This is a genomic window from Bacillus sp. XT-4 (genome assembly GCF_050864245.1).
GTDB classification, from domain to species: Bacteria; Bacillota; Bacilli; order Bacillales; family Bacillaceae; genus Bacillus; species Bacillus altitudinis.
The window spans coordinates 145132-157052 of sequence record NZ_JBPAFI010000001.1 but is presented as its reverse complement, the minus strand read 5'-3'; the positions used below and the strand labels follow the sequence as shown (position 1 = coordinate 157052).

Sequence of the window (11921 nt, the reverse complement as noted above, 5' to 3'; positions counted from 1 at the left end):
GAACTATGTGGAGTATGCGATCAAAAAGGTGTCCATTTTACTTGTTGAGCCTGTTTTAGTCTTGCTTCTGGCTCACGCCAGTCAACGACATTCCACCACCGGTCTACATATTGCGCCTTCTCATTTCGATATTGGAGGTAATAGGCATGCTCCCACACATCAAGAGCAAGAAGGGGGATGACGTCCCATTGCGAGAGGAACTGATGGCGCTCTGCTTGTAAAATGTCTAAACGCTGAGATCGAGGGGACCATACAAGGATCGCCCATCCGACACCTTCTACTTGTTTGGCAGCAGCTGAAAAATGTGACTTGAACGCCTCATAGCTGCCAAATGATTGATCAATGAGACGAAGCATTTGACCAGTAGGTTTTCTTTTCCCTGAAGGACTCATGGAAAACCAAAAGATACAATGTAAATAATGTCCTGCCCCATGAAAGGCAAGCTCACGTTCCCAATGCTTGATCATCGTAAAGTCGTTGGTTCTTCTTGCTTTTTTTAGTGCAAGTTCAGCTTGATTTAGCCCATCAACATAAGTTTGATGATGCTTTTGATGGTGCAAGTACATAATTTCTTTTGAAATATAAGGTTCGAGCGCGTCATACCGATAAGGCAGTGGTGGTAACTGATGATTTCCAGCTGCTACATCGCGCACTTCTTCATGTGGATGCTGCATGTCTTCTGCAATCCTTTCGGCTAGTTCGTACCATTCTTGTTCACTGGAATCATCATCCTCCATTTTGAGTCGTAAATGTTCCACTTTTCGATGAATTTTATCATCTTGCCAAACATGTTGAATCGTGCTAAGCCACTCTTTGAGCTGTGAGCGATATTCTTCTTTATTCATGTATACGCCTCATTTCGTCTAAAAATGTAGAACAGGCCATCATCGGAAACACAAATGGGTAGCTATGATAGGTGATGTAAAATTGTTTTGGCAGTCCAATGCCGACTGGATAGTACATGGCTTCTTCAGTATGGTGATGGTTCACTAAAAAGGAGACAGCTTTCAAAATGGCTGCGTTATTTGCTTTCTCATATTGGAGGAGCGCCTCTGTCGCCCATGCGGTTTGAACCACTGTGCCAAAGGGAAGCGGGACATAGGTTTTCAGTTCTGCACTTTTACACGATTCTCCGAAACTGCCATCTTCAAGCTGAATCTGCTTTAGGAAACGGCACGCTTTTTGCACAGCAGGGTGTGAGGAGGGAATGCCAGCCGCTTTCAGTCCTGTTAACGCTGCCCAAGTTCCATAAATATAACAAACACCCCATCTGCCAAACCATGATCCGTTTTTCTCCTGGTGGTCAATGAGCCATTTTACACATCGATCTTTTTGCCTGAGAATCGTGGGTGAAGCAGTATCTTTTTCTTCTAAACCAATCAAATGGAGCACACGACCAGTAATATCAGGAGTTGACGGATCAATCGCCGCATCCTCCGCAGATTCAAGCGGAAGGTGACGAAGCAGAAAGTGATCTTGATTTTTTTCAAAAGCAGAAAAGCCGCCATCACGGTTTTGCATGGAGAGAAGCCAGTCATATCCTCGTTTCCACTGAAGTGGAGCGTATTCCTTTGGGAGCGCTTTTAACACAATTTGCGTGTCATCACAATCAGGATTATTCGTATTGATATGTGAGAAACCAAAGCCCCCGGGAGCAGCATGACGGTTATGAACTGCCCAATCCGCTTTCTTCATTTGCTGCCGGTCTATCAAATAGGTGAAGGAATTCATGATCATGGGATCTTCTCGTTTTCTTCCTGCTCTTTGAGAAGCGTAACTGACAAGCGCTGTATCCCACACAGTCGAGGTGGAATTCTCAGCATATATCTTGCCTTGACAGGAGGTGACGAGCTTTTTCATACCTCTGACTGCTTTTTGGATGAGATGATGTCCAGGGGAGTACCCAAGGCTCATGAGGGCATAGACCATAAAGATGGTTGCACTTAAGTAACTGTACAGCGTCCCATCTTTTTCAAGACGGTCAAACATGTATCGCTTTGCCGCTTCATATCCGAAAAAGTCGAGCCGGCTGTCGAGGGCTGTATATGACCGCATATACATGAGGAAGTCATCAGTCGAACGTTCTTCTCTTGCCATAAACCAGTCAAATGGATTTTTAGACATGTTTTCATCAAGATGGGCTAATGATGGAAACGCAGCATGAGAGGTATACCGTTTGTTCAGTGCGATCATCATGGGTACAAAATGAATCCTTGCATAGGCACTAAGGTGGTAGAAGTGTAGCGGAAAAGACGTAGGGATGAGTAAAAAGGAAAGAGGTGCATAGAAGTAGGGCCAAGGGTGCATGCCATTTACGGCAAGCATCCACTTTGTCATAAAATGAACGTTCTTTAGGCCACCTTTTGAGCGAATATATTGTGCTGCTTTTTCCATATGGGGCTCGTCTTTTTGAAATCTGCCAGATGCGAGCATTCCGCAATAACCTTGTACTGTAGCTGTGAGATGTCCTGACTGGTCATGATACAAAGAAAAGGAACCATCTTCATTTTGTTTGGCATGTATTGCTTCGGCCAATTGATGGATCAATTGCTGATCGGGGTCACCAACGGCTTTTAACAGCATAATGAAAAAAGCATTTGTCATCATAGGTCCTTCAAAGCAGAAAATAAATGCGCCATCTTCTCTTTGTCTGCGTTCTACCTGCATGTGCAGTTCATCGATATATTCGTTGACTCTCGTTTTAAAATCTTGCATTCGGCCATGCTCCTTTCCTTTATCACTATATTCAGGAGTCGGCCTGTCACATGCCAGCACAAAAAAAGCCGATGACATCGTCACCGGCTCAGCGTGTAGACAAACCCTCGCATTCTTTGTCAGTTCTGCGTGCCGGTGCTCACGAATGTCAAATTCGCTCTGCGCCGGTACTCGTCCTTCCTAGACTGCAAAGGTTTTCTATCACGCTGAAAAGAAGACAAAGGGCTAAAATCAAGTTCATTTTAGCCCTTTGTCAACAATCTGAGCCGATGACATCGTCAGCGGCTTTCTTAAATGATTAGTCTTGCAGATTAATCCACACGCTTTTGACTTCTGTATAGTTGTTAAGGGCATATGATCCCATTTCTCTGCCAAGGCCTGACTGTTTATATCCGCCAAACGGGGAGGCGGCATCAAAGACATTATAGCAGTTGACCCAAATGGTTCCTGCTTCTAGGCGTGCAGCGATATCGTGAGCATGCTTTAAGTTTTCTGTCCACAGTCCTGCCGCTAACCCATAGTCAGATTGATTGGCCCGTTCGACCACTTCATCAATGGAATCGTAAGGAATCGCAGATAGAACTGGGCCGAAAATCTCTTCTTTTGCGATTGTCATTTCATCTTCTACATCTCTAAAGACAGTAGGGGAGACGAAATAGCCTGCTTCATAAGGGCAGTCACCACCGACTACGGCTGTTGCACCTTCTGACTTCCCTTTTTCGATATAACCTAACACACGTTCATGCTGCTCTTTACTCACTAGAGGCCCAATCTGGGTATCATGATGAAGACCAGCTCCTTGTTTTAAGGATGTCGCATATTTAGCCATTTGATCGACGACTTCATCATATTGGCTCCGGTGCACAAAGACCCTTGATCCTGCACAGCACACTTGACCTTGGTTAAACATCACGCCGTTTAATGCACCTGGAATGGCTTTCTTTAAATCGGCATCTGGTAAAATAATATTCGGCGATTTTCCGCCAAGCTCTAAAGTAACACGCTTGATGGATTTGGCTGCTTTCTCCATGATCAATTTCCCAACACTTGTTGATCCAGTGAAAGCCAGCTTATTGACATCAGGGTGATCGGTTAATGCTTCACCGGCTGTTTCACCAAATCCAGGAACGATGTTAATCACGCCTTCTGGGAATCCGGCTTTATCCACTAATTCAGCTAAATATAAAGCAGATAGCGGTGTTTGTTCGGCTGGTTTTAAAACGATGGTGCAGCCTGTTGCTAGTGCAGCACCCATTTTCCACATGGCCATGAGGAGCGGGAAGTTCCAAGGAATGATTTGTCCCACAACGCCAACAGGCTCATGGCGGGTATAATTAAAATATCCCTGGCTGACAGGAAGGGTTTGTCCAGTCATTTTTGTGGTCCACCCTGCATAATAGCGCATGTGCTCAATGGCAAGAGGGATATCCGCATTGGTTGTTTCATTAATTGGTTTTCCATTATCAAGTGTTTCCAGCTGAGCCAGTTCTTCTTGGTGTTCTTCCATTAAATCTGCCAGCTTAAACATCAAGCGGGCACGTTCGGCTGCAGACATAGAACGCCAAGGTCCATGGAACGCCTTTTTAGCAGCTTTTACTGCCTCATCAATGTCGGCTGCACCTGCTTCATATACATCAATAAGGGTTTCTCCTGTGGCAGGGTTAGGTGTAGAGAATGTTTTGTTATCATGACTTGTGACAAACTGACCGTTAATGTAGAGTTTTTTCGTCCCTTGGAGAAAAGATTCGAGTTTTGAACTGATTTGAAGTGTTGTAGAGCTCATAAATAAACAAACCTCCTTAAAGATATCGGTTGTTCTGCGAGTTCTAGGTGGAAAAAGTGGACATGAAGCCATTTGTATACGCACACACATGTAAACGTATACATTTATCATATTACACGACATCTTTGAAAGCAATCGATAACACTCATTGCATTTCACGAAAAATTGGCTACAATAAATGTATAGATGAAAAAAGGAGTTTTTAAATCATGATCCATCAAAACTGGCAAACGGCTGAAACGATAAAACAAGTAAAATGTGTACATACAAATGCGAAAAAATATATGGTTGACCGAGCATTAACGGTTGGACACACATATGATGTGAAAAATGAAACAGAGGAATTTCTCTTTGTCGTTGATAATACGGGTAAAGTAGGCGGGTACTACAAAGAGTATTTCGAAGACAATTCTGCTGAATGATTTTGAGGGTCATCACTCATACTAAGAAAAACAGTAAAGGGTGATGATGATGAAAAAGCAGCAGCAAGAAGAGCAGAAACATCAAAATGCTTGGCATGACAATGAAGATGCTGATATGGCGATTACACTTGAGCAAATTTCTGATGTGTACGCCGAAGGAACGATTGATACCCCGAAAGATGAATAGTCATTTAAAACAGTGATTTTACATAATCACTGTTTTTTTATGGTCTCATAACGAATGATTTCTTGAAAAAAACTGAAACTTTCTTCCTGCTTTAACAGTCTAAATAAGTAGAGGAAAGAGCATCGGATCAAAAAGAAAAAGTTAAATGAAATTTAATCTATTCGTAATGGAATAACGACGATTTATAGCGTATTCTATAAGTGAGAATAAAACGTACCCACAGAGCCGTGTGGCCGTTTTGTCATAAAGGAATTTGATGCAGGAAGAGGGGGTTTACGTGGGTATTTTTTCTGTCAGTAAACAAAATGATCATAAAAAATTCGAATCCTTATTAATTGAAGGAGAAAGAATTGAGGCTGTTTACAGACTGCGTCACGACCAAATTTGTTTCACCAATAAACGACTGATCTTTGGCGATAACCGCGTATTTTCTAAAAAGAAAGTCAGGGTCTCCTTGCCGTATCGATCTATTGAAAGTTTTGCCATTCAAGAAGCTGGCGTGTTTGATCAGGACACTGGTATGCTGCTTGTTACAAGCTCAAAAGTATTTGAACTCGATTTTTCTAAAGATACAGATTTGAGTGACGTGCAGGCCATTTTAACAAAACATCTTTGCTGATCAACGATGCGATTACATAGATCACATGCACTTTTCTCATTCTTTGTTCTTATTTTTATCTATCGCACATCTCTTGAGCTTTTCCCACTACAGTGGGGAAGGCTTTTTTCTATTTGTGTGTTTGAATCACATCAAAAAAGGATAAAGATGAAACAGATACAGAAAGGAGAATGAACAATGAAAGTATTAGTTGCTGGAGCAAACGGACATACAGGGAGACTTGTCATTCGATATTTAAAAGAAAAAGGACATGAGCCGCTTGCTCTCATTCGAGATGAAAAACAAGCAGATGCGCTAAAAGAACTTGGTGCAGCGCCTGTCATCGGTGATCTTGAAAAGGATGTGACAGATGCTGTGAAGCAAGCAGAAGCTGTCATCTTTGCAGCTGGTTCAGGCTCAAAAACAGGTGCAGATAAAACCATCGCTGTTGATCAAGAGGGGGCAAAACGCCTCGTAGATACAGCCAAAAAAGAAAATATTCAGCATTTTGTGATGCTGAGTTCTTATAATGCCGACGATCCTCATCAAGGAAAAGGACAAGGCAGTATGGAGATTTATTATGAAGCGAAAAGAAAAGCCGATGAACATTTAAAACAGTCTGGTCTTTCTTACACCATTGTGCGACCAGGTGCACTGCTGCATGAGGAAAAGACAGGGAAAATAGAAGCGGCGGCTCATATTCCAGACGATCGTGACATTGAGATTTCCAGAGAAGATGTAGCCACTGTCTTAGTGGAAAGCTTAACGGAATCCAATGTGAAAAATAAAGCCTTTGACTTAATCAAAGGTGATACACCAGTAGAAGAAGCACTTCGCAATCTTTAAATGAAGAAAGCTGCTGCCAAAGGCGGCGGCTTTTTTGATGTTTTCGTTTCGCATGGAGCGGGAAGGTAAAGAGAAAGGAGTGATTGACCGTGAGCTTAACGAAAGAGCAAAAAGCTGATTTATATGAAAGACTTATTCAATTAAAAGAAGATGTGAAAGGATCAAAAAAGAAAGAAGAATCCATGCTGGTCGAATCGAATGAGATTTCAAATGGTGTTGGAAACCATATCGCAGATCACGGGAGCATCTATTTAGATCGTATGACCGAACAGACGCTGGATCAAGTCGATGATCAGCTCGAAGGTGAAATTGATGCAGCGCTTAAGCGGATGGAAGACGGAACATATGGAATTTGTGAAAAAACAGGAAAAGACATTCCACATGAACGTTTGAAAGCAGTACCCTATACTCGTTATTCAATTGATGCAAAGAAAAATGAAGAAACCAATCAAGATCCAAATGAATTTGACCGTTCGTTCTCTGAGCAAATGCGTGATTTAACAAATAGAGAAACAATGGATCAATTACATTCAGATACGTATGAAAGGCTAGAAGAAGAGCAAGATGTTGATGTAGATGAGGAAAAATAACATGATGAGAGGAATTTATGTTTTCTCAACATAATGTTTTCCTACGTCTACATGGACAAAAATCTTGTATACATGAGTATTTTTTTAGAAAAAACATATCTTGAAATTTAATAAACTTTCGTGTAGTATAGTTTAAAGGCTGCGATGCGCGTAATGTTAATTAAGTTTTAACCTTTAAGCTGTAATAGGGAGTTTTATATTGAAGCCGGAATGTCACGCCTCCTTCGAGAGGAAGACAGGAACGTTTCTGCAAACACCCACTTTGAGGAGTGGTGGTTTAAAACTTTCTTACTTAGATTACGGCATCCGCAGCTTTTCCTAGGATGATTCAAGCCATTTTCCATTTTTGGAAAATGGCTTTTTATTTTGTCCAAAATACGATTTTGAACAGACCGAATGTGCATGTACGAATGTATGTTAAAATAGACAAAACAAACGACGGAGAGGGAATTGGATGTTACAACAAGCAGAAGCACTTCTTAAACAATATTATGGCTTTGATACTTTTAGACAAGGACAAAAACAAGCCATTGAATCGATTGTGAATAAACGGAAGGATACGGTCTGCATTATGCCGACAGGCGGAGGGAAATCGGTTTGCTACCAGATTCCTGCTCTTATGATGGAAGGAACGACAATCGTTGTATCTCCGCTTATTTCTTTAATGAAAGATCAGGTTGATGCGTTAAATGAGATGGGAATACGATCGTCCTTTTTAAATAGTACACTTTCAGCAGGTGAAATGAATACAAGGCTGAAAAAATGTGAACAGGGGGAGTATGATTTGCTTTATATCACCCCTGAACGCTTACAAAATGAACGTTTTTTTCAGCTGCTTGATCGATTGACGATTCCTTTAATGGCTATTGATGAAGCGCACTGTATATCTGAGTGGGGACATGATTTTAGACCGAGCTATCGCTTTATACAAGAATGTGTAAACAAGCTTTCAAAAAGGCCTGTTATTGTAGCATTAACAGCCACTGCTACAAAGAAGGTCCAACAGGATATATGTGAGCAACTTGGCATGGACGAAGAAGAAACAATCTTTACTGGTTTTGCTAGAGAAAATTTGTCTTTTCAAGTGGTGAAAGGGCAAAACAGCGACCAATTCATCACACAATATATGAAGAAAAACAGTCTTGAGTCAGGCATTATTTATACAGCCACACGAAAAGAAGCAGATCAAATTTATCATCGTCTAAAAAAGCAAAAAATCAAAGCGGGTGTTTATCACGGAGGATTAGATGATGAAGTCAGAGAAGAACAGCAAAATCTTTTTTTAAATGATGATATTCAAGTAATGGTAGCTACATCTGCATTTGGTATGGGGATTAATAAGTCTAATGTACGTTTTGTCATTCATCATCAAATTCCAAGAGATATTGAAAGTTACTACCAAGAAGCAGGACGTGCCGGGAGAGACGGGCTTGAAAGTGAATGCATTTTGCTGTTTTCACCGCAAGGCGTACGCGTGCAGCGCTTTCTCATTGAACAATCAACAGAAGATGAATTGCGGTATCAGCATGAATTGCTCAAGCTGAGACAAATGGTAGACTACTGTCATACGGAACAGTGCCTTCAGCAATTTGTGATGGATTACTTTGACCAATCATCAAGTGCCCCTTGTCAAAAATGTAGCAACTGTCTAGACGAGAGAGAGCGTGAAGACGTCACGAGAGAAGCACAAATGGTTTTGTCGTGTACCGTTAGAATGAACGAACGATTTGGAAAAATGATGATAGCTCAAGTATTAGCCGGCTCTAAAAACAAAAAAGTGCTTGATTTTGGTTTCGACCGGCTCCCTACTTATGCTTTAATGAAACAGCATTCAGCCCAACATATCAGTGATTTCATTGAATTTTTAATTACAGAAGAGTATTTACACATGTCTGAAGGAGCTTTTCCAACACTAAAAGTGACACAAAAAGGAAAGAAAGTGCTAGTGGGGCAGGAGACCGTCTATAAAAAGCAGGCGATAAAGGCAGAGGCTATTCAAGAAAATGATGCATTATTTGAGCAGTTAAGAATGGTCAGAATGAAGTTGGCAAGAGAGCAGGGCGTTCCGCCATTTGTTGTCTTTTCTGATCAAACATTGAAAGAAATGTCAGCAGTAGAGCCTAAAACAGAAGAAGAACTTTTAAATATTAAAGGTGTCGGTGCACAAAAAAGAGAGAAATATGGAGATGTTTTTTTAGAAGAAATTCGTTTATTTATAGAAAAAGAGAAAAAATAAAGAGTTTGAAGAAGGAAAATAATTTTTTTTCGTTTCACTTGGACGCGTTTTCATCATGATGATTTCCATCCCTACAAAACCTTGATATGATGCGGAATTGAGCCAATTAGTGGGCTGATTTACCAATGGAGAGAGATGTTTCATGTAAAGGAACTGTAATCTAAAACATATCGTTTTGTTATTGAAATGACATTTACATATGTTACGATAGCACTCGTTAGCCGCCATAAAAAGCTAACAAGGGAGGATTTACTTTATGAAGAAGACTATTATGTCCTTGGTTGCTGTTGCAGCAATCTCAACAACAGCATTAGGAGCACAGCAAGCTTCTGCAAAGGAAATCACTGTACAGAAAGGTGATACACTTTGGGGAATCTCTCAAAAAAATGATGTGTCTCTAAAGGACCTAAAGGGTTGGAACAATTTATCTACAGACATGATCTATGTAGGAGATAAATTGACAATCTCTTCAAAAGAGAAAACTCAGGAGCAGTACAAAGTCCAGAAGGGGGACAGCCTCTGGAAAATCGCTCAAAAATTCAATGTGTCAATTAGCGATATTAAGTCTTGGAATAACTTAAACTCAGATATAATTATGATTGGTTCAACATTAAGTGTTGCTGGTCAATGCTCAGCTCCGGTAAGCTCAGAACCTGTTCAAAAACAGGCACCTGTCCAAAAAGAGCAAACAACGAAAAAAGCTGCTCCTAAAAAGGAAACAGCTAAAGCAGAATCATCTTCTGCTAGTCAAAGTGTTCAAAAAGAAATGACTGTAACGGCTACGGCTTATACAGCAAATGATGGTGGCATCTCAGGTATCACTGCAACAGGGGTAAACTTAAACAAAAACCCAAATGCAAAAGTAATCGCAGTAGATCCTAATGTCATTCCATTAGGAAGTAAGGTTTATGTTGAAGGCTACGGTGAAGCCATCGCAGCAGATACTGGCGGCGCAATTAAAGGTAACAAAATTGATGTACACGTACCAAGCAAATCCCAAGCTAAAAATTGGGGCGTAAAATCAGTCAAAGTGAAAGTACTTAACTAGTAGTCTATTGTTTTTGGAAGAAAGCATCAGGTGGCGGCCTGATGCTTTTATTATACCTTTTTTTGGCCGGGAATACACATATTTTTCTGAAAAATTCGCATTTTCGACAAAAACCAGCGTATAAGCCCATCTCAACGCTGGTTTTTGTGTCGTTAGCTGTCCACCCAATAAATTTCTCCGCTTTGCTCTTTCCAATTAATTTGGACATCAAAATGGTGTTTTTCATAAAAATGAATCAGGCGGTCCACATGGTTCCAATCTCTTTTGACGAGATCCCCAGTAATGACTGGAATGTTTTGCTCTCTTGCGATTTCTTTTAAATGCTTCATACAGATGGATCCATAGCCATTATCAGGCGGGCCTTTAATATCGGCAATGTGAATCTTTCCTTCTTCAGGATATTCCGCAATCAAGGAAAAATCAGATTGTCCGCGAAAAGCTTTTTCACAATCGCTTAACATGATTTTGCACGTATCTGCATTCTCAATTGCAGAGACGATCATCCATTCATCTTCGTTCGCTTGATCAATGCCAATAATCTTTGCTTTTTTTGAAATATCTTTTATATTTTCTTGCATTCGATACATTTGGAACTGCAACTGCTGTAATTCTTGCTCTAATGTCTTCACATCTTTTGTTGTTTCCTGTAAGATTGACAAGTCTATTGCTCCTTTCATAGAAGAGTTGATAAAAACCACACAAATTCCCATTCTAAAGGAAGTGAGTGGATCTTTCAAGCCGCTAGAAGGCAGGCAATCGGCAAGTTTGTCTAAAATTCGACGAAGACAGCGAATTCATTGACTTTAGAGAGAAAGTTAAATAACATACTCTTAGTCGGAACTAATAAAGAGAGGTTTTCAAACATGAACGAACAGAATCAAAAACCGAAAAATTTCACCGGCATTGTTGTCTTTTTAACAATTGCCATAAACGGCTTAATTGCTTTATTATTTTTCATGCCAAAAACAGATAAATTTAGTCATCTGGATATTACATTTCTGCCGTTACTGAATGCCGTGATGAACAGTTTTACGTTTATCTTTTTACTTTCAGCGCTCATTATGATTAAACAAAAGAACATTAAAGCCCATAGACGATTTATCTTTGCGGCTTTTTCAACCACACTTGTCTTTTTAATTTCGTATGTGACGTATCATTCAATGGCAGCTGATACACACTTCGGGGGAGAAGGAATCATTCGTCCGATTTACTTCTTTATTCTCATCACACATATCGTCTTATCTGCCGTCATTGTACCGCTTGCACTGATCACTCTCTTTAGAGGCGCACAAATGCAAGTCGAACGTCATCGTAAAATTGCCAGATGGACCATGCCTCTTTGGCTCTATGTCAGTCTAACAGGTGTCATCGTATATATTATGATTTCTCCATATTACAGCTAACGTATGTCCATCTGGACATACGTTCTTTTATTTACAAGATGAATTGCTTTGGATAAAATGGGAATTGGGTATCCGACTTGCACGGTATCTTCC

At 40.5% G+C, this 11921-nt stretch carries 13 protein-coding genes and 1 other RNA gene; 10 read left to right on the top strand and 4 right to left on the bottom strand.

Annotation, left to right across the window (positions count from 1 at the left end; genetic code table 11):
- Positions 1 to 20: 20 nt before the first annotated feature.
- Both ACRRMM_RS00725 and ACRRMM_RS00720 read right to left on the bottom strand, forming a co-directional pair.
- Positions 21 to 845: a superoxide dismutase gene (locus ACRRMM_RS00725; protein WP_428828404.1), complete on the bottom strand. Its 825-nt coding sequence runs from the start codon at positions 843 to 845 to the stop codon at positions 21 to 23.
- Entirely contained in the window at positions 838 to 2715 is a 1878-nt protein-coding gene (locus tag ACRRMM_RS00720) for a terpene cyclase/mutase family protein (protein ID WP_428828403.1), read from the bottom strand. The genes ACRRMM_RS00725 and ACRRMM_RS00720 overlap by 8 nt, the downstream gene beginning before the upstream one ends.
- 50 nt (positions 2716 to 2765) lie before the next feature.
- Here ACRRMM_RS00720 and ACRRMM_RS00715 point away from each other — a divergent pair, with 50 nt between their 5' ends.
- Positions 2766 to 3017: a hypothetical protein gene (locus tag ACRRMM_RS00715; RefSeq protein ID WP_187424759.1), complete on the top strand. Its 252-nt coding sequence runs from the start codon at positions 2766 to 2768 to the stop codon at positions 3015 to 3017.
- On the opposite strand, the gene ACRRMM_RS00710 is transcribed toward ACRRMM_RS00715, so the two are convergent.
- Positions 3014 to 4498, bottom strand: a complete 1485-nt coding sequence (locus tag ACRRMM_RS00710; RefSeq protein WP_017359492.1) for an aldehyde dehydrogenase family protein — start codon at positions 4496 to 4498, stop codon at positions 3014 to 3016. The two genes, ACRRMM_RS00715 and ACRRMM_RS00710, sit on opposite strands and share 4 nt — an antisense overlap.
- A 209-nt stretch (positions 4499 to 4707) precedes the next feature.
- On the opposite strand from ACRRMM_RS00710, the gene ACRRMM_RS00705 reads away from it, so the two are divergent.
- The 8 genes from ACRRMM_RS00705 (at position 4708) to ACRRMM_RS00670 (ending at position 10425) form a co-directional block, all read left to right on the top strand.
- Positions 4708 to 4920, top strand: coding sequence for a DUF6501 family protein (locus ACRRMM_RS00705; protein ID WP_008346502.1), 213 nt, complete (start codon positions 4708 to 4710; stop codon positions 4918 to 4920).
- A 49-nt stretch (positions 4921 to 4969) separates the two neighbouring features.
- A complete protein-coding gene (locus ACRRMM_RS00700; protein ID WP_017359491.1) occupies positions 4970 to 5107 on the top strand; it encodes a YozQ family protein in 138 nt (45 codons plus the stop codon).
- Positions 5108 to 5384: 277 nt separating this feature from the next.
- On the top strand, positions 5385 to 5726 hold the full coding sequence (locus tag ACRRMM_RS00695; protein WP_008346505.1) for a PH domain-containing protein: 342 nt from the start codon (positions 5385 to 5387) through the stop codon (positions 5724 to 5726).
- Between the two features lie 177 nt (positions 5727 to 5903).
- On the top strand, positions 5904 to 6551 hold the full coding sequence (locus tag ACRRMM_RS00690) for an SDR family oxidoreductase (RefSeq protein WP_017367442.1): 648 nt from the start codon (positions 5904 to 5906) through the stop codon (positions 6549 to 6551).
- Between the two features lie 89 nt (positions 6552 to 6640).
- Positions 6641 to 7141: a TraR/DksA family transcriptional regulator gene (locus ACRRMM_RS00685; protein WP_428828402.1), complete on the top strand. Its 501-nt coding sequence runs from the start codon at positions 6641 to 6643 to the stop codon at positions 7139 to 7141.
- Positions 7142 to 7274: 133 nt separating this feature from the next.
- Positions 7275 to 7460, top strand: a non-coding RNA gene (gene ssrS / locus ACRRMM_RS00680) — 6S RNA.
- A 135-nt stretch (positions 7461 to 7595) separates the two neighbouring features.
- Positions 7596 to 9377 carry a DNA helicase RecQ gene (gene recQ, locus ACRRMM_RS00675; RefSeq protein ID WP_046526865.1) on the top strand — a complete coding sequence of 594 codons (1782 nt, stop codon included), beginning with the start codon at positions 7596 to 7598 and terminating at the stop codon, positions 9375 to 9377.
- Positions 9378 to 9633: 256 nt separating this feature from the next.
- Complete coding sequence (locus tag ACRRMM_RS00670) at positions 9634 to 10425, top strand: LysM peptidoglycan-binding domain-containing protein (protein ID WP_432450764.1); 792 nt, start codon at positions 9634 to 9636, stop codon at positions 10423 to 10425.
- A 152-nt stretch (positions 10426 to 10577) separates the two neighbouring features.
- Here ACRRMM_RS00670 and ACRRMM_RS00665 read toward each other — a convergent pair whose 3' ends face one another.
- Positions 10578 to 11102, bottom strand: a complete 525-nt coding sequence (locus ACRRMM_RS00665; protein WP_428828975.1) for a hypothetical protein — start codon at positions 11100 to 11102, stop codon at positions 10578 to 10580.
- Positions 11103 to 11288: 186 nt separating this feature from the next.
- Between ACRRMM_RS00665 and ACRRMM_RS00660 the strand changes: the two genes are divergently transcribed.
- The gene (locus ACRRMM_RS00660) at positions 11289 to 11828 is read left to right on the top strand and encodes a DUF420 domain-containing protein (RefSeq protein WP_008346516.1); all 540 of its coding nucleotides are present in this window, start codon (positions 11289 to 11291) and stop codon (positions 11826 to 11828) included.
- Positions 11829 to 11921: the final 93 nt, after the last annotated feature.

Excerpts from the sequence above, each read along its gene's own strand:
- ACRRMM_RS00725 (WP_428828404.1), bottom strand. The coding sequence starts at position 845 with ATGAATAAAGAAGAATATCGCTCACAGCTCAAAGAGTGGCTTAGCACG.
- ACRRMM_RS00720 (WP_428828403.1), bottom strand. The coding sequence starts at position 2,715 with ATGCAAGATTTTAAAACGAGAGTCAACGAATATATCGATGAACTGCAC.
- ACRRMM_RS00715 (WP_187424759.1), top strand. The coding sequence starts at position 2,766 with ATGCCAGCACAAAAAAAGCCGATGACATCGTCACCGGCTCAGCGTGTA.
- ACRRMM_RS00710 (WP_017359492.1), bottom strand. The coding sequence starts at position 4,498 with ATGAGCTCTACAACACTTCAAATCAGTTCAAAACTCGAATCTTTTCTC.
- ACRRMM_RS00705 (WP_008346502.1), top strand. The coding sequence starts at position 4,708 with ATGATCCATCAAAACTGGCAAACGGCTGAAACGATAAAACAAGTAAAA.
- ACRRMM_RS00700 (WP_017359491.1), top strand. The coding sequence starts at position 4,970 with ATGAAAAAGCAGCAGCAAGAAGAGCAGAAACATCAAAATGCTTGGCAT.
- ACRRMM_RS00690 (WP_017367442.1), top strand. The coding sequence starts at position 5,904 with ATGAAAGTATTAGTTGCTGGAGCAAACGGACATACAGGGAGACTTGTC.
- recQ (WP_046526865.1), top strand. The coding sequence starts at position 7,596 with ATGTTACAACAAGCAGAAGCACTTCTTAAACAATATTATGGCTTTGAT.
- ACRRMM_RS00670 (WP_432450764.1), top strand. The coding sequence starts at position 9,634 with ATGAAGAAGACTATTATGTCCTTGGTTGCTGTTGCAGCAATCTCAACA.
- ACRRMM_RS00665 (WP_428828975.1), bottom strand. The coding sequence starts at position 11,102 with ATGAAAGGAGCAATAGACTTGTCAATCTTACAGGAAACAACAAAAGAT.
- ACRRMM_RS00660 (WP_008346516.1), top strand. The coding sequence starts at position 11,289 with ATGAACGAACAGAATCAAAAACCGAAAAATTTCACCGGCATTGTTGTC.